Origin of the sequence: Streptococcus sp. DD11 (assembly GCF_001578865.1) — a bacterium.
Classification (GTDB): Bacteria; Bacillota; Bacilli; order Lactobacillales; family Streptococcaceae; genus Streptococcus; species Streptococcus panodentis.
This window is the reverse complement of the sequence record NZ_KQ969392.1, coordinates 277,154-295,783: the sequence shown is the minus strand read 5'-3', so window position 1 is coordinate 295,783 and position 18,630 is coordinate 277,154. Positions and strand designations below refer to the sequence as shown.

General features: G+C 45.5%; 20 protein-coding genes and 1 pseudogene. 18 read left to right on the top strand and 3 right to left on the bottom strand.

The features are described 5' to 3' along the window. Positions 1–170: 170 nt before the first annotated feature. From STRDD11_RS01375 to STRDD11_RS01335, 9 genes and pseudogenes are all read left to right on the top strand, one after another. Entirely contained in the window at positions 171–1,589 is a 1,419-nt protein-coding gene (locus tag STRDD11_RS01375; RefSeq protein ID WP_128834638.1) for a C69 family dipeptidase, read from the top strand. Positions 1,590–1,746: 157 nt separating this feature from the next. Continuing rightward, positions 1,747–2,061 carry a thioredoxin gene (gene trxA, locus STRDD11_RS01370; RefSeq protein WP_128834635.1) on the top strand — a complete coding sequence of 105 codons (315 nt, stop codon included), beginning with the start codon at positions 1,747–1,749 and terminating at the stop codon, positions 2,059–2,061. Positions 2,062–2,350: 289 nt separating this feature from the next. After that, on the top strand, positions 2,351–3,214 hold the full coding sequence (locus STRDD11_RS01365; RefSeq protein WP_128834632.1) for a mechanosensitive ion channel family protein: 864 nt from the start codon (positions 2,351–2,353) through the stop codon (positions 3,212–3,214). 23 nt (positions 3,215–3,237) lie between these two features. Beyond that, complete coding sequence (locus tag STRDD11_RS01360) at positions 3,238–3,855, top strand: DUF4352 domain-containing protein (protein WP_128834630.1); 618 nt, start codon at positions 3,238–3,240, stop codon at positions 3,853–3,855. Between the two features lie 81 nt (positions 3,856–3,936). After that, a pseudogene (locus STRDD11_RS01355) lies at positions 3,937–4,448 on the top strand (ClbS/DfsB family four-helix bundle protein). 105 nt (positions 4,449–4,553) lie between these two features. Continuing rightward, a complete protein-coding gene (locus STRDD11_RS01350; RefSeq protein WP_128834628.1) occupies positions 4,554–5,456 on the top strand; it encodes a DUF2268 domain-containing putative Zn-dependent protease in 903 nt (300 codons plus the stop codon). Positions 5,457–5,528: 72 nt separating this feature from the next. Beyond that, positions 5,529–5,897 (top strand): EXLDI protein, encoded by a 369-nt coding sequence (locus STRDD11_RS01345; RefSeq protein ID WP_128834626.1) that lies wholly within the window; start codon positions 5,529–5,531, stop codon positions 5,895–5,897. 250 nt (positions 5,898–6,147) lie between these two features. Beyond that, positions 6,148–7,152 (top strand): NADP-dependent oxidoreductase, encoded by a 1,005-nt coding sequence (locus tag STRDD11_RS01340; RefSeq protein WP_128834624.1) that lies wholly within the window; start codon positions 6,148–6,150, stop codon positions 7,150–7,152. A 16-nt stretch (positions 7,153–7,168) separates the two neighbouring features. After that, entirely contained in the window at positions 7,169–7,813 is a 645-nt protein-coding gene (locus STRDD11_RS01335) for a TetR/AcrR family transcriptional regulator (protein WP_128834621.1), read from the top strand. Positions 7,814–7,835: 22 nt separating this feature from the next. Here STRDD11_RS01335 and STRDD11_RS14045 read toward each other — a convergent pair whose 3' ends face one another. The 3 genes from STRDD11_RS14045 to gdhA are packed head-to-tail and all read right to left on the bottom strand — an operon-like array spanning position 7,836 to position 9,882. Further along, positions 7,836–8,018 carry a hypothetical protein gene (locus tag STRDD11_RS14045; RefSeq protein ID WP_241209272.1) on the bottom strand — a complete coding sequence of 61 codons (183 nt, stop codon included), beginning with the start codon at positions 8,016–8,018 and terminating at the stop codon, positions 7,836–7,838. Next, on the bottom strand, positions 8,019–8,504 hold the full coding sequence (locus STRDD11_RS01325) for a GNAT family N-acetyltransferase (protein ID WP_128834619.1): 486 nt from the start codon (positions 8,502–8,504) through the stop codon (positions 8,019–8,021). 31 nt (positions 8,505–8,535) lie between these two features. Next, positions 8,536–9,882: an NADP-specific glutamate dehydrogenase gene (gene gdhA, locus STRDD11_RS01320; protein ID WP_128834617.1), complete on the bottom strand. Its 1,347-nt coding sequence runs from the start codon at positions 9,880–9,882 to the stop codon at positions 8,536–8,538. A gap of 569 nt (positions 9,883–10,451) precedes the next feature. Between gdhA and STRDD11_RS01315 the strand changes: the two genes are divergently transcribed. The 9 genes from STRDD11_RS01315 to STRDD11_RS01275 all read left to right on the top strand — a co-directional run. Next, a complete protein-coding gene (locus tag STRDD11_RS01315; RefSeq protein WP_128834615.1) occupies positions 10,452–11,390 on the top strand; it encodes a dihydroorotate oxidase in 939 nt (312 codons plus the stop codon). A 340-nt stretch (positions 11,391–11,730) separates the two neighbouring features. Then, positions 11,731–12,126, top strand: a complete 396-nt coding sequence (locus STRDD11_RS01310; RefSeq protein WP_128834613.1) for a DUF1310 family protein — start codon at positions 11,731–11,733, stop codon at positions 12,124–12,126. Continuing rightward, positions 12,123–13,199: an Mbeg1-like protein gene (locus STRDD11_RS01305; protein WP_128834611.1), complete on the top strand. Its 1,077-nt coding sequence runs from the start codon at positions 12,123–12,125 to the stop codon at positions 13,197–13,199. Before STRDD11_RS01310 ends, STRDD11_RS01305 begins: the two co-directional genes overlap by 4 nt. Before the next feature lie 97 nt (positions 13,200–13,296). After that, positions 13,297–13,458: a DUF1488 family protein gene (locus STRDD11_RS01300; RefSeq protein ID WP_128834609.1), complete on the top strand. Its 162-nt coding sequence runs from the start codon at positions 13,297–13,299 to the stop codon at positions 13,456–13,458. Continuing rightward, positions 13,443–13,835 (top strand): hypothetical protein, encoded by a 393-nt coding sequence (locus STRDD11_RS01295; protein WP_128834607.1) that lies wholly within the window; start codon positions 13,443–13,445, stop codon positions 13,833–13,835. The genes STRDD11_RS01300 and STRDD11_RS01295 overlap by 16 nt, the downstream gene beginning before the upstream one ends. After that, positions 13,816–14,112, top strand: coding sequence for a hypothetical protein (locus STRDD11_RS01290; protein WP_128834605.1), 297 nt, complete (start codon positions 13,816–13,818; stop codon positions 14,110–14,112). The genes STRDD11_RS01295 and STRDD11_RS01290 overlap by 20 nt, the downstream gene beginning before the upstream one ends. A gap of 99 nt (positions 14,113–14,211) precedes the next feature. Further along, a complete protein-coding gene (gene msrB, locus STRDD11_RS01285) occupies positions 14,212–15,153 on the top strand; it encodes a peptide-methionine (R)-S-oxide reductase MsrB (protein ID WP_128834603.1) in 942 nt (313 codons plus the stop codon). 162 nt (positions 15,154–15,315) lie between these two features. Next, on the top strand, positions 15,316–16,587 hold the full coding sequence (locus tag STRDD11_RS01280) for a TRZ/ATZ family protein (RefSeq protein ID WP_128834601.1): 1,272 nt from the start codon (positions 15,316–15,318) through the stop codon (positions 16,585–16,587). A gap of 703 nt (positions 16,588–17,290) precedes the next feature. Further along, on the top strand, positions 17,291–18,630 hold a 1,340-nt coding region (locus STRDD11_RS01275; RefSeq protein ID WP_128835326.1), incomplete at its 3' end, for a prolyl oligopeptidase family serine peptidase.

Sequence of the window (18,630 nt, the reverse complement as noted above, 5' to 3'; positions counted from 1 at the left end):
AATGGCTGCGCCCTGTGAGCCTGATATTCAAAGAAAATCTGGTTTTGACAAGGCAGAGCGATGCAGGCAGAACTGGCGTTCAGCAAAGAGCTGTAAAGGTTCAGACGCTGAAAAGTGTTAGGCGGCAGGTCCTTTCTGGATGCAGGCTTGAAGAATGGAGGTTCAAATATATGAGGCTAACACATTCATCTGATTCCTGTACGACCATTTTGGTTGGCAAAAAAGCCAGCTATGATGGCTCAACGATTGTTGCTCGTACAGAAGATTCACAAAACGGAGTATTTACTCCTAAGAAATTTATCGTGGTCAATCCGGAAGACCAGCCGCGCCATTACCAGTCTGTGCTGTCGGCTTTTGAGCTGGACTTGCCGGAAGAGCCTGTCCGCTATACAGCAGTGCCGGATGCCGTGCCTAAGGAAGGTGTCTGGGGAGCAGCGGGCATCAACGCCTATAATGTCGCTGTCAGTGCGACAGAGACCATCACCACCAACAGCCGGGTGCTGGGGGCGGATCCTCTGGTACCGGAAGGTATTGGCGAAGAAGATATTGTAACCTTGGTTTTGCCTTATATCAAGACAGCTCGGGAAGGGGTTCTGCGTCTGGGCAGTCTTTTGGAACAACATGGTACTTATGAGTCCAACGGTATTGCCATCTCAGATGTGGATGAAATCTGGTGGCTGGAAACGGTTGGCGGCCATCACTGGATGGCTCGCAGAGTGCCAGACGATGCCTATGTGACCAATCCCAATCAACTGGGCAGCGATCGGTTTGAGTTTGACAATCCAGAGCATTTTCTCTGCCATCCTCATCTGAAGGAGTTTGTCAGGGAAAATCACCTCAATCTCAATTATTCTGATGAAGCCTTCAATCCGCGCTATGCTTTTGGCAGTCAGAAAGACAAGGACCGCCACTACAATACGCCGCGGGCCTGGTTTATGCAGAAATTCCTCAATCCGGAAGCGGAACAGGATCCTCGCTCTTTCTTCCTCCCATGGTGCCGCAAGCCTTACCGCAAGATTAGCATTGAAGATGTTAACTATGTCCTCAGCAGCCATTATCAGGACACGGATTTTGACCCTTACGGGACAGAAGGAAATCCGCAAAGCAGACGGACTTTCCGGACCGTTGGGATCAATCGTACCAGCCAGACTGCTATCCTGCAGCTGCGGCCTGACCGTCCGCAGGAGACGACCGGCATTCAATGGATAGCGTATGGCTCCATGCCCTTCAATACGGCTGTGCCTTTCTTTACTCAGGTTTCCAAGACGCCGGATTACTTTGCCAATGCCACAGACAAGGTCTCTACGGACTCCTTCTACTGGAGCAACCGTCTTATTGCTGCTTTGGCCGATGCTCACTTCAGCAGCCATGTGGGCGATTTGGATGACTACCAAGAAGAAACTCTGGCTTGGGGCCATGAGATGATTGGCCGGGCAGATCGGGCACTGGCGAGTGGACAGGCAGTTGATTTTGAAGCTGAAAATCAAGCTCTGAGCGATAAGGTTCAGGAAGCGACAGACAGCTTGCTGGACAAGGTGCTGTTAGATGCCAGCAATCTCATGACCAACCATTTTTCACTGAGTGACTGATGGCAGTAGACAGGCCATGCCAGTATTTGCAAATGCAGCGGCTGGACCTTCTGAAAACAGCCATGGCGTAGCAAATAGTTTAAAAAATTTCTTTTTTAGTGTAGAATATTGTCAATAAATGAAATAGAGCAGTGTTCCACTGTTAAAGGAGAAAAACATGGTAGCAGCAGTTACAGACGCGAATTTTGCAGAAGAAACAAAGGATGGTCTTGTTCTGATTGACTTTTGGGCAACCTGGTGCGGTCCCTGCCGCATGCAGGCACCGATTTTGGAACAGCTGGCTGAAGAAGTCAGCCAAGATGAGCTGAAAATCCTCAAAATGGATGTGGATGAAAATCCAAACACAGCTCGCGAATTTGGCATTATGTCTATTCCGACCCTTCTTTTTAAGAAGGACGGCCAAGTAGTCAAGCAGGTGGCTGGTGTTCATACCAAGGACCAGATCAAAGCCATTGTTGCAGGATTAAGCTGATGAAGAGGGCTTGGAGCTCTCTTCTTTTTCTGTCTGCATTGCTGATGTGCTGGATGCGGTCTGCCGCCATTTCTGATCCAAATTAGGGTCTAAAAACTTGCAAAAGCTATCTTGTCCGCTTTAAAAAACAAAGATGACGGTATACTCTTCGGCCATCTCTTCAAACTAGGTCCGCTCTAATCATCCCTCAGACAGTTAGAATCAGCGCGAAGCTTGGTTTTGATTTTCAAAGAGTATTAGATTCTAACTCTCTTTGTGGTATAATAGAGCTAGCACTTGAAGGAAAGGGATTTTTCTATTGAATAATGTACTGAACCGCTATTGGCAGCAGTTTGACTGGTCCGGTCTGGCAGATCAGCTTTTCTCCAAACTGGTGTCGCTGCTTTTACTGCTGCTGCTCTTTTATATCGCTAAGAAGCTGCTGCATGTTTTGGTTGCCAAGGTTATCGCTCCGTCACTGAAACTGTCCAAGCAGGATATTGCCCGGCAGAAGACCATCACCCGTCTGATTGAAAATCTGCTCAACTACGCTCTTTATTTTCTGTTGATTTATTGGATTCTGTCTATTTTGGGACTGCCGGTCTCCAGTCTTCTGGCTGGAGCTGGGATTGCCGGGGTCGCAATCGGCATGGGGGCTCAGGGCTTTCTGTCGGACTTGGTCAATGGTTTCTTTATCCTCTTGGAGCGCCAGCTGGATGTGGGAGACAATGTCCGTCTGACCAATGGTTCTATCAATATTGCCGGCACAGTCGTCAGCGTGGGGATTCGGACAACGCAGGTGCGGGATGCTGATGGGGCGCTCCACTATGTGCCTAACCGCAATATCACAGTCGTCAGCAATCTTTCCCGCGGCGACATGCGGGTCTTGATTGATATTCCGATTTATGCCCAGACAGATTTGGATGAGATTTACCGCATTATTTCTAAGGTTAATGATGAAGCAGTTCCGGAACATCCGGAAATTCTCAAAAGCCCTAATATTCTCGGGCCGCAGATGGCCTCGAACGGGCAATTCAACTTTCGCATCAGCATGACGGTCCAAAGCGGTATGCAGACGTCTATCTACCATATTTTTTACCGTCTTTATCATGAGGCGCTTTTAAAAGAGGGGATTGAACTGCCTACACTGGGGCCGGTAAGCAAAAGCAAATAACGAACAGATTAGAAGAGGTAATTATGAATCAGCAAACCCAGCAAGAAATTGTCACTGATGACGGTCTTGTCTATCGCCTAAAACGTCCGCTCCACAAGCAAACCCTGTTTTGGACGACTCTCGTATCGGGCATTGTTATCTTTCTTTTGTCCCTGCTCAGCCTTCTCTTGGTCGTGACCGCCATTGGTCTGGTGGAGGAAAATGACCACCTCAAGGAGCTGACGGGCTATCACCATTCTTCCTTGGACAGCTACTCGGCTTACCCTTTTGAAAAGAAGGTTGAATTTTCTGACGGCCTCAGAGTAACGGTCCATGCGGCAGAAGCCGACAGCAGGCGCGTTATGAGCGATGAGTCAACTGGAGTGGCTGTTGTCGTATCGCTGACCCTTGAAAATACTTCCCAAAAGCCGATACTGGTCAGTCCTTATGATTTCAGCCTGTATGACAGGAAAGAGAATGTCTATGTACTGGACGGTTCCACCTTTGACAATGCCCAGATTGGCATGAATCTGGCACCAGGAAAATCCACCAGTTTCGACTTGATCTTTGATGGCGAGGACGGCGATGAAGCTGCCTACACCGTGGTCTATGAGAATGCCAAATGGGTCAAGGAACCATCCAATAAAAAGAATAAAGACTAACGATTCTGCAAATCAAAACAGCCGGCGTTTCACATTTCCAAATCATTGAAACGCTTTCGTATCTGATGAAAGGAGCCAGGCATGAAAGAATATAGCAGCAGGCAGGAGCTGATAGACAGCATTGAGGAGAAGCTGGGTAAGTATTTGGCCGAGTTTGAGGACATTCCTGAGGATTTGAAGCATGTCCGGGCAGAAGGGTAGACAAGACCCCCTCGGAAAATCTCTCCTATCAGCTGGGATGGGTCAACCTTCTCCTAGACTGGGAGCAGCAGGAACTGGCCGGCCAGCAGGTGGAAACACCGGCCCCCGGCTACAAGTGGAACAATCTAGGCGGCCTCTATCAGTCTTTTTATGAGACATACGGCGGCTTGTCTTTGGCCGAGCAGGCCGAGCAGCTAAAGGCTGCAGCAGGGCAGGTCTGTACTTGGCTTGCGACCCTGTCTGACCAGGAATTTTTCGAGCCAGAGCAGCGAGCCTGGGCCACCACCAAGGCCCGCTGGCCCCTCTGGAAATGGGTTCATATCAATACCGTAGCCCCTTTCACCAACTTCCGGACCCAAATCCGCAAGTGGAAACGGCTGACGCTTAACTGAAAAAAACAGGACAAGGCTTGAAGAAAAACTTCGGGTCTTGTTTTTTTCTTGACACTGACCTTAGGGGAGGGTATATACTAGTGAAAAACAGAAATGGAGATCATAATGCACATCAATCTCATTCGCTCGGATCAGGTTTATCAGGATCTGCTCAATCTATCCTTGGAAAAAAGAGAAGGCTGTTTTCGGGCCAGACTGCTAGCACCCTTTGCCCCTAAATATCAAAGGCAGCACATCCCCTTGAAAGCGAAGCAAGCCGGCGGCTTTGATGCCATGACCTTGCTTGGTTTTATGAACCAAATGCCGGGAAATTTGACGGAAAAAGACAGGCCGGCTGTGGAGGCTATCAGCTCAGACCGGCTTTGGCAAGATTGTCAGGAGACTATCCAGAGGGCTATCGGCCTCTTTGAACAGGCTGGCTATAATTTAGAAGTTCAGGATTATCATTTCACTATCTTATTGGGCAATCCAGAGAGCCGGATGCTGCAGCTCAATCAAGGCTACAGCGGCGACGGTGGGATTCCGGGCTATCTCATGCTCAGTCTGCTGCCCAATGACTATACTTTGCCGCGTATGCAGGCAGCGCTGGCGCATGAGTGCAACCACAATGTCCGCTTCCAGTTTATCAAATGGAACCAGCAGACGACCTTGGCGGATTGGATCGTCAGTGAAGGTTTGGCCGAATCTTTTGCTGCGGAGCTCTATGGCGAGGAGCTCATCGGACCTTGGGTCACTTCGACGAGTCCAGAGCAGCTAGAGGAAATCAAGCCCATCATCTCCAGCCAGCTTCAGCTGACGGGCATGATGGAGATGTCGCCCTATCTTTATGGTGATGAAATTGCAGAGCTGCAAGGCCAGCTGCCAGTCGGCCTGCCTTATGCTGCGGGCTATGCTTATGGCTATCATCTGATACAAGCCTATCTGAAAAAGACTGGCAAGAGCATTATTGAGGCCACAGTAACACCGACAGAAGAAATTTTAGAGGCGACTAAAGACTTTTGGAAATGACACATTTTTGCTTGAAAATCTACCAGAAACTGATATACTGATATTATGTAGGTGATTTCAGGAGACGGCGGTATGAAATACAAAAAAATTGAGCTAAAAGTGGTAGAAGAGGGCATTCATGCGTGTAAAATGTTTCAAGGCGTGAAAATTTTCAGCCGCAGCAAGCTGTCCAAAGATCAGAAAAGTATTCTAACGCAGAAGGTTTACCTGACACCGAAACAAAACATTGTTTACTATCAACGCACAGATGTCAACTATGAGCAGAACTGGCATCATAAGAAGGATTATTATGAACTAACTTATGGCCAGTTGGACAGAGAAACTGTCTTTAAGGTTTGTCAAGATTTTGACGAACTAAGCCCTTTTCTGGAGAATGAGCTGCTTGAGAAGCTAAAAGAAAAGCAGGCAGCAGGCAAATTTTTTGAAAAATTAGATATATAAAAATCCGGCTGCTTTGATAAGCAGTCGGATTTCTTTAGATTCGTGTTAAATGGTAATTGAATCTTCTCTTTTTTAAGTTTCTTTGAAGTCGATAAAAACAAGACAGTTTTCATCAAAAGATAGTCGTTAAACAAAAATATAGATAACTGTGCCACGTCGTCTATGTTGACATCTTTGAAAAATGAGCGTATAATCAAGAAAAATGATTGAGTGCTCACTCAATTCGTGAATAAACAAAGGAGCTCATGAAATGGTTGTTCAAGCAATACAGTATAGTCGTTTCGGTGATGAAGAAGTGCTAGATTTGGTGAACATTAAATCTGATGTTTTGGAAGTGAATCAAGTTAGGGTAGAAGTTTATGCAGTTGGTTTAAATCCTATTGATTATAAGACTTTTGAGGGGGCAAAGCCTCTCCGTTTTCTATCTTTTATGACGAAACTAAAGCAGCCAAGTCGTTGGTTTGAGTCAAAATCATCTCTTTTTCCAAGAGGTGTTGGTCGGGATTTTGCTGGAGTTATCACAGAAATCGGTGAAGGAGTAAGTCGGTTTGCAGTAGGGGATAAGGTTTTTGGAACAATGATCAGTGACCCTGGATTGGGAACCAAGAGGGGAGCTTTGGCAACAGAAGTTTGTGTCAATGAATCGGAAATTGTGTTGAAACCAGAGATGATTAATATGAATCATGCTGCTACTATGGGGGTAGCCTCTCTAACAGTGGGAGGTGCTTTTAGAAAAATTGAGTTAAGTTCTAAAGATGTTGTAGTTATTTCAGCAGCGGCAGGTGGTATTGGAAGTATTGCAGTACAGTATGCAGTTGCTAAGGGTGCAACAGTTATCGGAATTGCAAGTAAGAAAAATTCAGAATATCTGAAGTCTTTAGGTGCTATACCAGTAGCTTACGAAGAGAACATCCAGAATGCTCTTCTATCAGCAAGTCCAAAGCCAATTACAAAATTCTTGGATTGCTATGGAAGTGATTACGTTAAGTTAGCTTTTAGTCTAGGTTTGAAGGGGAGTGAGATCGGAACGCTAGTACCTTCACCATATGTTATGATAAGAGGAGCTCAGTTCACGGGTCCGAGACATTCCACATATGATGATTTTAAAGTTCTAGCGGAAATGGTCTCAGATGGGAAGGTTCGGCTGAATATTGATCAGGTTTATGATTTTTCTCTAAAGTCAGTTAGAGAGGCATATCGTAGTCTGAAGTTGGGACACGCTCGAGGTAAGAAAGTCGTAAAAGTAAGAGGGTAGCAGGGAGGTGCCAGCAATGGAAAGTTTAGAACAAAAGTATGCCCAGACATTAGAAAATAGCAATTTGAGTTTAAAACAACGTCAAGTACTGTTATCAAGTTTAAAGTTATTTTCAGAAATTGGTTTTGAAAATACAACAGCAAGCCTTATTGCCAAGGAGGCTGGAGTTTCAGAAGGGACCGTTTTTAGTTACTTTAAAACCAAGGAAGGCATCTTAGAAGCTATTCTGTCGACTTTTCTCGAACAGGTTATTCCAGATGTGATTGCTGATTTTTCTGAGAAGAAATTTACAGCAAACCAAGAGAGTTTTCCAGTGTTTTTGAGAAGCATTGTTCGAGATAGACTAGTTTTCATTCAGGAGAATCACATGCAAGTTAAAATTCTCTTGAGTCGTTCTTTTATTGATAAAACTATTTCTGACCAGTTAGGGAATGTTATTGTTCACTCTATCATTAAGCCAATTAGTCCAGTTCTGAATCAGTTTAAAGAAAATGGTGTTATCCGAGATTGGTCAAATGAAAGAATTGTTCGTTATATTCTAGCCTTGAGTCTTTCTTATGTTATTCCAATGATGTTAAATGATAAGGAAGATGTGAACATAGATGAAGCAGTAAACGAAATTGTTGAATGCCTGTCTTTTGCCTTAGTAGAAGTAAAATAAATCTTGATTTTTAAGCTTACTATTAGAAATAGTGGGCTTTTTTAAAACCAATATAAAAATCCCCAATCAGAGCGATCGAGGATTGAAAAATAAATTGAAACAATACCTTAACTATCATGGCCTTGGCTACATTTTTAAAAGTTGTTTTAGCTGTCTTGAGGATCTTGGTCATGATGTTCTTGAGACAGCCAGAGTATACTGCCATCTATTCATCTGATAAGAGGGATTTTATCATCCAGATATTCATAGCAGGGTGTCCAGCAGCCTTAGAAAGTGGTTCTTGCAGTGCTGTAAAACCATAGTGCTGATAGATGGCCACGGCCGTAGCCAGTTCAGTAGAGGTTTCTAGATAAAGCTGTTCATAACCAGCTAGGCGGGCTTCCTGAAATATCCGCTTTATCAACCTGCTGGAATAACCTTTGCCACGGCTATTTTTAGTGACATACAGTTTTTGTAATTCAGCAATCTTATCGGACACAGGTGCAAAGCCACCGCAGCCAACCAGCTGATCTTCATCTTCCAGAACAAAGTAAGCTGCTCTCTCTTGATGTTGATAATAGTCGGCCAAATGATCTAGATGAGAATCAAAGTAGACAGTTCCTGGTTTGTCAAGCCCGAATTCTTCTAGGCTGGCTCGAATGAGCTGCGCTACAGCTGGATTGTCTCTCACTTCCATTGGCCGCAAGTTCATGATTTGTCCTCCGATAGGATGTATCAATTAGTTAAACAATACCTTGCGCAATCATAGCATTTGCTACGTTTTCGAAGGCAGCGATGTTAGCACCGGCCAGGTAGTCTTTGCCAAGTCCGTAAGTTTCAGCGGTAGTCTTAGCTGTGTTGAAGATATTTGTCATGATGTCTTTGAGGCGACCGTCAACTTCTTCGCGAGTCCATGACAGACGAAGGCTGTTTTGGCTCATCTCCAGAGCAGATACAGCTACACCACCAGCATTGGCAGCTTTGGCAGGACCGTAGTAGACACCGTTTTCCTTGTAGACAGCGATAGCATCCAGGTCGCTCGGCATGTTAGCCCCTTCTGCCACACAGAAGACACCTTGAGTGACCAGGCGTTTTGCAGCGTCACCGTTGATTTCGTTTTGAGTCGCACATGGCAGAGCAATGTCGTATTTCTCTGCATAAGTCCAGACAGACCCTTCGTGGTAAGCAGCCGTTGCTTTTTCAGCAGCGTATTCAGTCAAGCGGGCACGGCGTTTTTCTTTAACATCCACAAGGAGATCAAAGTCGATTCCGTTTTCATCAATGATGTAGCCGTTTGAGTCAGAGACGGAGATAACGGTTGCTCCAAGCTCGGTTGCTTTTTGCAGGGCGTATTGGGCAACATTACCAGAGCCGGAAATGACCACTTTCTTGCCGGCAAAGCTTTGGCCGTTGGCTTTGAGCATTTCCTCAGCATAGTAGACCAGACCGTAGCCAGTTGCTTCCGGACGGATCAGGCTGCCGCCGAAGCCAAGCGGTTTACCGGTCAGGACGCCGGCATCGAACTGTTTCAAACGCTTGTATTGGCCGTAGAGGTAGCCGATTTCGCGTCCGCCAACACCGATATCACCGGCCGGTACATCCAGAGATGGACCGATGTGTTTTTGCAATTCTGTCATAAAGCTTTGGCAGAAGCGCATCACTTCAGCATCCGTCTTGCCTTTCGGATCGAAGTCGGAACCGCCCTTGCCGCCGCCGATAGGAAGTCCGGTCAGGACGTTTTTGAAGATTTGCTCAAATCCCAAGAATTTCAAAATCCCTTGGTTGACAGTTGGGTGGAAACGAAGTCCGCCTTTATAAGGACCAACTGCTGAGTTGAACTGTACGCGGTAGCCGCGGTTGACCTGTACCTTGCCGTCGCGGTCTACCCAAGGAACACGGAAGCTGATAACGCGCTCAGGCTCAGTAATACGCGCTAGGATGTTTTCTTCGATGTATTCTGGGTGTTTTTCGAAAACGGGCTCCAGAGTATTGAGAAACTCTTCAACAGCTTGGAGGAATTCTGCCTCATGTCCGTTGCGGGCCTTAACAGTTTCAAAAGTGCTTTGGATATATTCTTTAGCAGTTGTCATAGGGTTCTCCTTTTAGTGAATAGTCAGCCCAAAAGCAAGGCTCAGGGCGGGTTTGCAATGGTAAAATAGATAGGAAGATTCTAAAAAAATCCATGTCATATTTTATTACATGGACCATTATAGCAGACTTTTTCTTTCTTGTAAAGAAAAAAGTTGAATTTTCTAAAAATTTCCACAATTCGGCTTTCTGAAAAGTTTCAGAAAAAGGATAAGCACGGGCTTTGGCAGATTCCAAATTTATTGGACAGGAGCTGCCTGCTGGCCGAACGATGAGCATTCACATCAAGCGGCGAATGGAAAGTCTGACTGGAAGTGCCGGCGGCGCAGCCAGCAGGGGAGGCTGCACCAGCCTCTGTGCCCGTAACCTTCCTTCTGCGCTCTGTTCTTTCTGGATTCGGGCTGAAAGGGGGGCAGACTGTTGGAGTTCATGCTGCTTGAATTTACAATAGAAAGAGAATGAGGCTGTTAAAAAAAGCGATTCAGTGATATAATATAGATGATACAAGATGATAACTGTATTCATAGCCTAGGCTGAAAGCCTTCTTACAGAAAAAAGGAGTTTGACTATCATGACATCAACGAAGACCCGTATTGCCGGATTTGACTTTGACAACTGCCTCATGAATGCGGCTGGAGTAGCCTGTATGACAATCGCAGAGCTGGAAGCCGTCAAAGACTCTGCGGCCGGAACTTTTGTGACCAAGACGGCGACTTTGGACTTCCGTGCTGGCAATCCGGAGCCCCGCTATCAGGATGTGCCGCTGGGCTCCATCAACTCTATGGGCTTGCCCAATCAAGGATTGGATTATTATCTGGATTACTTGCTGGAACTGCAGGAAAGAGAGCCAAGCCGCACCTTCTTTCTCTCGCTGGTCGGCATGTCGCCCGAGGAAACCCATGCTATTCTGAAGAAAGTTGAGGCCAGTGATTTTCAAGGCATCACCGAGCTCAATCTCTCCTGTCCCAATGTCCCCGGCAAACCGCAGATTGCCTATGATTTTGAGACGACAGAAAGGATTTTAAAGGAAGTCTTTGCCTATTTCACCAAGCCGCTGGGCATCAAGCTGCCGCCTTACTTTGACATCGTGCACTTTGATCAGGCAGCTGCTGTTTTCAATCAATTCCCGCTGGCCTTTGTCAACTGTGTCAACTCCATTGGAAACGGCCTTTATATTGAGGATGAGTCAGTGGTGATTCGGCCGAAAAATGGCTTCGGCGGCATTGGGGGCCAGTACATCAAGCCGACCGCTCTGGCCAATGTCCATGCCTTTTACCAACGCCTGAATCCGGAAATCCAAATCATCGGAACCGGCGGTGTCCTGACCGGCCGCGATGCCTTTGAGCATATCCTCTGCGGAGCCAGCATGGTGCAGGTGGGGACTACCCTTCATAAAGAAGGCGTGGCAGCCTTTGAGCGGATCACCGCAGAACTCAAGGCTATTATGGAAGAAAAAGGCTATGAAAGCCTGGAAGATTTCCGAGGAAAATTGAAGTATATTGAGGAGTAATTAAAATACGACTGTTTAAGATTGAAGAAAGCTCCATATTTGAAGACTTTCTTCAATCTTTTTTAAGGCAACGGTAATATCTGAGAACTACTAACCTCCGCTTTTTAAAGATATTTTAAAATTGTATTACACTACGAGTAAAATAAATAATGAAGATGAATCATATCATTCAGTTCATTATAAAAGTTCCTCTAAATTTTGGAAAATTTAAGAAAAATATTACAGAGAGGTAAATAACTGTTGCGGCAATATTTTCTATGTAATCTATTTATAGTATAGATAGAAGTAAGGTAGCAAGTTACAAATTAAACTAAATATTTAATATCATGAAGGAGGAATTATGAAAAGCACAAGAAGATGGTTGATAGTTTTGTTTAGCATTCTAGCAGTTATTGGGATAGTAGTAGGAGGATTTGGTATGTACCAACATCAGAAGAAACAGGAAATGATACGCATTGCAACTAGTAAAGAAGCAAGAAAGGTTTATGAAGAACATATGAGAGCGAATGATCCTAATGCTCTAACCAGAGAAGGAGTTATTCAATCTTATGAAATTGATACTGAGACATTAGAATATAATCCGATGGGGGGACTGATGGTTCGATTGTATTTTAATAACAATAAAGAGTTGGACTTTCATTTTGGATTGATAAAAAATGACAATGGAGAGTATGAAACATATGGATATACCGTATCACCTAAATTATCAGCTTTGTTAAAGGAAAATGTTAAATGAGCAAAAAATATGTGAATGAACAAAATCTTCAGACGGCTATGACTGAATATAACGATAATTCTCTTAATCGTGAAGTAAAAGATCAGTATGATAGAAGTGTTGGCACAGTCTCTCAAGTTTACGATAATACTGGTCACGTTGCTCTTCCTTCTTATTATGGAACTCCAGAATCATCAATCATCAATCCAGTTGTGACAACGACTTCTGGTGCTGGTGAGCAAGTCTATGCTGTAGTTGATAATCCAGAAGTTCCAGCTGAGCAAGTTCAGGAAGTAACCGTTCTTTTTCGTGGCTCAACCGCTCCAGATAAAATAGGGACCAATCCTGAAGATGTATGGAATGATTGGATAGAAAATGATGCTCTCCTTGCTCTTCGTGTATGGTATCAAGAAAGTAAACCTTCTTTTCTTAGTAACGACCGTTCAACGGGACAATTGAAAGCCTCCTCGAGAGCCTTAAAGGATATTATGGAAAAATATCCAAATGCTAAGATTAATATTTATGGCCACTCACTAGGCTCTATGGATGCCCAATATTCAATGGCTGATTTATCACCTGAGAATATTAAGAGAATCCAGAAAGCTTATATCTATAATGGCCCCAATGTCTATGGGATTTTAAGTGATAAGCAACGAGAAACTGTTGATTTGATTAAAGATAGGATAAAGAACTATGCTGATCCAAAAGATATGATTAGCATGGTAGGCAGAAAGATTGAGAAAGGAAGTGATGGATCAGTTGGAATTGTTCACTTTGTAGAGAGTAGAGAGGTAGGCTTTGTTGGTCAACACATGACTAACGGTTATCAATTGGATGAAAAGGGAAATATTATACTCAAAACAAGCACAGAAATGCAACCAATAAAAGAACTTGTTGCTATACAACTATCTGCATTTGAAAGGCATAAAAACACCCTTGCTTCAGATGGTTACTCTAGTAATGAGAAAATTTTTTTAGATAGTGAACAATCTTCAATTATTGCTTCTGGTCTGGATAGTGCTGCTCAAGCAGGTTTGACAAGAATTAGTCTAGCAAGGAATGAGGCTATAATGCAGATGGAAAAATTTTTATGATTTATCTAAAACAGCTTTAGAAACAACCTGTACTGCCTTGAGTGCTGGCGAGATTGAGACAATTTTAATTAGTGAGGGTGTCAGTAAGACGGATATCGTGGAACCTTTACGTAGTCATTTTGATGCTGAGGTTACAAAAGCAACAGCTATTGCCACTGCTTTTTCAAATGTCCGATCAGACATCGAAAGTGCGATCAAAAAAATGACAGAAGAGGATGCCCAATTAGCAGGAGATTTTAATCAATGGAGCAAGATTTGATTTATCGTTCGTTAAGAGCGAAAGAGAGTGAGTTAGAGGAGCTAGAAATCTTCTATCGGAGAGATAAGCGAGAGCTTGCTAATAAATGGAATGATATTGATGAAATCTTTCGTTTCAGAACGACTTTGATTAATCAAGAAGCTGAACAAGCTCGTCAATTTGTGAGAACCATGAAAGTATCAGATTCTTCATTTCTAAATGGTTATTACAATAAACTGACTGAATTTTTAGATGAGACTGAACTTGCTCATAAAATAGAACAAGGAAAGTTAGAAGTAGAAGAGGAAGATTTGCGAGAAGCTTTTTATAAAAAACGAGCCTTATATGAAGAAGATATTGAAGAATTGAGGAGAGAATATGCAAAAACCTTTGAGTGAACTGAATGCCTTTGGCGATACCAAGGATTTCATGAAGAAGCTTGAAACAAATCGCATTAAGCTCTTTTGGGTGCCGATGATGAAGGCAGAGAAAGAAAAGATTAAGAAAGCAGGTGAAGACGAAATAAGAAAGGCTGCTAAATCAACAAAAGAAACGATTGAAAATCTATATAATAAATTAGATACTTCAGAAAGTATGATGGGTGCTATGGCTAAAAAAGTGAAGCAAGTTGTCGGTGAGCAAAAAAATAAATATGATGAGATTCTGCCTAAGTGATAGTATTTATAGTCAACGGCAGAAATCATTTTTGAGTTGAACCACTATAAAATTTACTCCTTTCATGAGAAAATAGACGCAAAGAAATGAGGTGTTTTTATGGCAGAAATCTACTTGGCTGGCGGCTGCTTCTGGGGCTTGGAAGAGTATTTTTCCCGCATTGAGGGTGTGGAGGAGACGACGGTGGGCTATGCCAATGGGCAGGTGGAGTCGACCAATTACCAGCTGATTCATCAGACGGATCATGCAGAGGCAGTTCATCTAGTCTATGACGAAAAGCGGGTCAGCCTGCGGGAAATCCTGCTCTATTATTTCCGGGTCATTGATCCGCTGTCTGTCAACAAGCAAGGCCATGATGTCGGCCGCCAGTACCGGACCGGCCTTTACTATACAGATGAAGCGGATCGGCCTGTCCTAGAGCAGGTCTGTGCGGAGCAGGAAAAGCAGCTGGGGCAAAAGATTGCTGTTGAGCTGGAGCCTCTGCGCCACTATATTCTGGCCGAGGGCTACCATCAGGACTATCTCAAGAAAAACCCTGGCGGTTACTGTCATATCAATGTCAATGATGCTTACCAGCCGTTGGTCGATCCAGGTCAATACGAGAAGCCTACAGATGCGGAACTAAAAGATCAGCTGACGCAAGAGCAGTATCAGGTGACTCAGAATAGTGCGACAGAACGGCCTTTCCAAAATGCCTATTTTGATTCGTTTGAGCAAGGGATTTATGTGGACATCACGACTGGCGAGCCGCTCTTTTTCGCCGCTGACAAGTTTGAATCCGGCTGCGGCTGGCCGAGTTTTACTCGGCCCATTGCCAGAGAAGTCATCCGTTATTATGAGGACAGGAGCCATGGCATGGAGCGTATCGAAGTGCGCAGCCGGTCTGGCCATGCCCATCTGGGTCATGTCTTTACCGACGGTCCGGCCGACCAAGGCGGCCTGCGCTACTGCATCAACTCAGCCGCTCTGCGCTTTGTTCCCAAGGAAGAAATGGAAAATGAAGGCTATGGCTATTTGCTCCGCTATATGAACGGAGATTGAAGAAAGCTCTCTTTTTGAGATTTCTTCAATCTTTTTTTGGAAATCCTCAAACAAATGTTTTGTCAGGCAATCAAGAGCAAAAAGTCTTGCACTATTGCCGCAGGCTTGTTATAATAGCTAAAATCTCTTGAAAGTAAGAGTTGGGAAAGTAGGGGAAATGCAATGAAAGCTTTTAAAAATGTCAATCTGGTGACCTGCGACAGTGATTTTCATGTCTATCGGGAAGGGCTTTTAGTAATAGAGGGCAGCCGCATTGTTTACTGCGGCGGCTACAAGCCTGACTGGGAAGCGAAATGTCAAGATGTGGTGGACTATGAGGGGGCCTGGCTCATGCCGGGGCTGGTTAATTGTCATACGCACTCAGCTATGACGGGTTTGCGCGGTATTCGGGATGACAGCAATCTGCACGAATGGCTGGAAGACTATATCTGGCCGGCCGAAAGCCAGTTCACTCCTGAAATGACGACCAAGGCTGTCAAGTTTGCCTTGGCAGAAATGCTGCAGTCAGGCACGACGACCTTTAATGATATGTACAATCCCAATGGAGTCGAGATTAGTCAGATTTATCAGGCGGTTAAGGAATCCGGCATGCGCTGCTATTTTTCGCCGACCCTCTTTAGCTCAGAGAAGGAGACCGCTCAGGAAACGCTGGCTCGGACACGATCCATTATCGAAGCCATCCTTTCCTATCAGGATGACCGCTTTCGGGTTATGGTGGCGCCGCATTCACCTTATACCTGTGACCGGGACTTGCTTAAAGGAAGTGGGGATTTGGCTCGTGAGCTGGGGCTGAAGCTGCATATCCATGTAGCTGAAACGGAGGAAGAAAACCGGATTGTTTTGGAAACGCAGGGCAAGCGGCCTCTGGCTTTTCTCAAAGACTTGGGCTATCTGGATCAGCCGGCGATTTTCGCTCATGGGGTGGAATTTACAGAGCGGGATATTGCTGTCTTGGCTGATTCGCAGGTCAGCATCGCCCACAATCCTATCAGCAATCTCAAGCTGGCCTCCGGTGTGGCACCGGTTGTTGATCTGATCGCAGCCGGCATTTCTGTCGGACTGGCTACGGACTCGGTAGCATCCAACAACAATCTGGATATGTTTGAGGAGGGACGGACGGCAGCTCTGCTGCAAAAGATGCGGAGCAGGGACGCGACTTCTTTCACGCTTGAGCAGGCTCTTAAGGCGATGACGATCGAGGGGGCCAAGGCTCTTGATATGGCGGATCAGATTGGCAGTCTGGAACAGGGCAAGCAGGCTGACTTTCTGGTCATTCAGCCCCGAGGCAGGCTGCACCTCTATCCGCTGGAAAATATGCTGTCGCATCTTCTGTATGCGGCCAAAGGCAGCGATGTGAAAGATGTCTACATTGCCGGCCGGCAGGTTGTCAAAGACGGCCAGGTTCTGACAGTGGATGTGGAACATTTGCTATAATCAGTGTTCCTTCTGATGAAAGCCCGCACAACATCAGGAGGCGGAGACAAAAAAGTTTCAGTTAGAAGAAGGATTGGTTCTGATGAAGCTCCAGGCCTTTTTCTTTTAGACTTGTTCGGAAACCGTGTGCTGAGCCAGTTTGCTTTAAGCGGTCGGCACACCAGCAACCTACTCCGTCGGTTCATTGCGAAAGTGGCTGTCCCGCCGCCTTTGCTTTTAGCAGTGAAATTGCCCGGGGGACAGTTTTAGCCAATAAGAAAAGGATGAGCAACGAGCCGCTTATAAGGCGGTGGGACAGACTCCCATGATGGCTGCGCCCTCACCTACAGAGGGATGGATCTTTTGGAAGATACTGTATAAGACTCCCATCATGGGAGTCTGTCTCAGCCTCTGTGAGCAGTCTGCAGCGAGTTTCTGCCCGCTTGCTGCTTGATTTTCATTGAGTATGACTAGGAACCGTTGGGCTGAGTTTTTCCTATGAAATTTTTAGGATTATTTTTTAGTTTTTGTTGCGAAAGCGCTTGCAAAAATATTTTAATCTGCTATACTGGTTTTATGGATTGTTACTGGTTGGGCAGGCAAAACCTAAACAAATACGAGATAAAAAGCGGCAGTCTGCTTTCTATTTAGTATGTGTTTAGGTTTTTTCTATGGAAAAAATAATCGCTTTTAAGGTTTGTCACATTTTAAAGGAGGGTTTCTTATGAACTCAAGATACTTAAAGCTGTCGGCGGTTGCTGCTGTTGCTGCTTTGGCAGCGGCCTGTGGCAGCCGGCCGCGTACTTCAAATGCTATTGACAATATCAGCATCGGCATTCAGGGCTATGAGTTTGGTCCTGCGGTGTCCAAGGTGATTTTGAATTTGAAAGAACCGGTCAGCTCTCTGGATACCTCTAAGGCCAAGCTGTTGACAGCGGGAGTTGAGCGCGCTATCAGCAAGAGCTATCTATCCGATGCAGAGGGGAAGGCCGTCAAGGAAGGACAGAGCAGCGACTATGCGACTCTTGAGCTGCAGGTGAACTACAGCTTTGAGGATCCGTCTGGCAATGCGTCGCCCTTCCACTACAATCTGAGCACTCTTATGAATGAATGGGCCCCAAGCTATCCGGTTTCAGTGAACAATCTAGTAGTCGATCATCAGCAGGCCCTGTCCAAAGAAGCTGATGCTATCAACCATCGGGTCTCTGCTGAGCTGGCGGCCTTTACTAAACGTGACAGCTATTCCGGCAGCTACACCAATCCCCTGACTCAGCAGAAGGAAAAATTGACCCTGAACTATGCGGCCTATGAGCCTAAACAGCTGAAAAAGGGAGCCAAGAATCCGCTCCTCATCTGGCTGCACGGCCAAGGTGAGGGCGGTACGGATACGGACATTACCCTCTTAGGCAATGAAGTAACGGCTCTGGTTCGCGATGACATTCAGCAGCATTTCACAGCGGCTGACGACCGAAAGGAGAGCGGCGCTTATGTGCTGGCGGTCCAAACCCCGACCTACTGGATGGACGAAGGCGACGGGACGAATGGAGCGGGGGCTGGAGTGTCCCGCTATACTGAAATCCTCATGGATACCATCAAGGCCTATGTCCAGTCCAATCCGGACATAGACAGCAGCCGCATTTATCTGGCTGGCTGCTCCAACGGCGGCTATATGACCCTCAATCTGGCTCTGCATTATCCGGACTACTTTGCAGCGCTGGTGCCTCAGGCGACGGCCTACTCTTACTACAGTTTTGAGCGCAATCCGGATGGGACCTATAAAAAGACGGCAGACCAGACGGCCGGATCTGCTGGCTTTGTCAAGGACGGCGGCCTGTATTTTGATGAAGAAAAAATCAAGACCCTGTCTGCCCTGCCCATCTGGTTTGTCCATGCAGCCAATGACCAGATTGTCCAACCGTCTGACTACGCCCTGCCGGTTTACAAAGCCTTAGTGGACAGCGGCGCAGACAACAAATGGTTTTCCTACTATGAGAGCGTCCCAAGTGCAGATGTTGACGGTGTTGACTATCTAGGGCACTGGTCTTGGATTTATTTCTTTAATGA

Excerpts from the sequence above, each read along its gene's own strand:
- STRDD11_RS01345 (WP_128834626.1), top strand. The coding sequence starts at position 5,529 with ATGAAATACAAAAAAATTGAGCTAAAAGTGGTAGAAGAGGGCATTCAT.
- STRDD11_RS01335 (WP_128834621.1), top strand. The coding sequence starts at position 7,169 with ATGGAAAGTTTAGAACAAAAGTATGCCCAGACATTAGAAAATAGCAAT.
- STRDD11_RS01325 (WP_128834619.1), bottom strand. The coding sequence starts at position 8,504 with ATGAACTTGCGGCCAATGGAAGTGAGAGACAATCCAGCTGTAGCGCAG.
- trxA (WP_128834635.1), top strand. The coding sequence starts at position 1,747 with ATGGTAGCAGCAGTTACAGACGCGAATTTTGCAGAAGAAACAAAGGAT.
- msrB (WP_128834603.1), top strand. The coding sequence starts at position 14,212 with ATGGCAGAAATCTACTTGGCTGGCGGCTGCTTCTGGGGCTTGGAAGAG.
- STRDD11_RS01290 (WP_128834605.1), top strand. The coding sequence starts at position 13,816 with ATGCAAAAACCTTTGAGTGAACTGAATGCCTTTGGCGATACCAAGGAT.
- STRDD11_RS01305 (WP_128834611.1), top strand. The coding sequence starts at position 12,123 with ATGAGCAAAAAATATGTGAATGAACAAAATCTTCAGACGGCTATGACT.
- gdhA (WP_128834617.1), bottom strand. The coding sequence starts at position 9,882 with ATGACAACTGCTAAAGAATATATCCAAAGCACTTTTGAAACTGTTAAG.
- STRDD11_RS01375 (WP_128834638.1), top strand. The coding sequence starts at position 171 with ATGAGGCTAACACATTCATCTGATTCCTGTACGACCATTTTGGTTGGC.
- STRDD11_RS01360 (WP_128834630.1), top strand. The coding sequence starts at position 3,238 with ATGAATCAGCAAACCCAGCAAGAAATTGTCACTGATGACGGTCTTGTC.
- STRDD11_RS01295 (WP_128834607.1), top strand. The coding sequence starts at position 13,443 with ATGGAGCAAGATTTGATTTATCGTTCGTTAAGAGCGAAAGAGAGTGAG.
- STRDD11_RS14045 (WP_241209272.1), bottom strand. The coding sequence starts at position 8,018 with ATGGCAGTATACTCTGGCTGTCTCAAGAACATCATGACCAAGATCCTC.
- STRDD11_RS01315 (WP_128834615.1), top strand. The coding sequence starts at position 10,452 with ATGACATCAACGAAGACCCGTATTGCCGGATTTGACTTTGACAACTGC.
- STRDD11_RS01310 (WP_128834613.1), top strand. The coding sequence starts at position 11,731 with ATGAAAAGCACAAGAAGATGGTTGATAGTTTTGTTTAGCATTCTAGCA.
- STRDD11_RS01280 (WP_128834601.1), top strand. The coding sequence starts at position 15,316 with ATGAAAGCTTTTAAAAATGTCAATCTGGTGACCTGCGACAGTGATTTT.
- STRDD11_RS01340 (WP_128834624.1), top strand. The coding sequence starts at position 6,148 with ATGGTTGTTCAAGCAATACAGTATAGTCGTTTCGGTGATGAAGAAGTG.
- STRDD11_RS01350 (WP_128834628.1), top strand. The coding sequence starts at position 4,554 with ATGCACATCAATCTCATTCGCTCGGATCAGGTTTATCAGGATCTGCTC.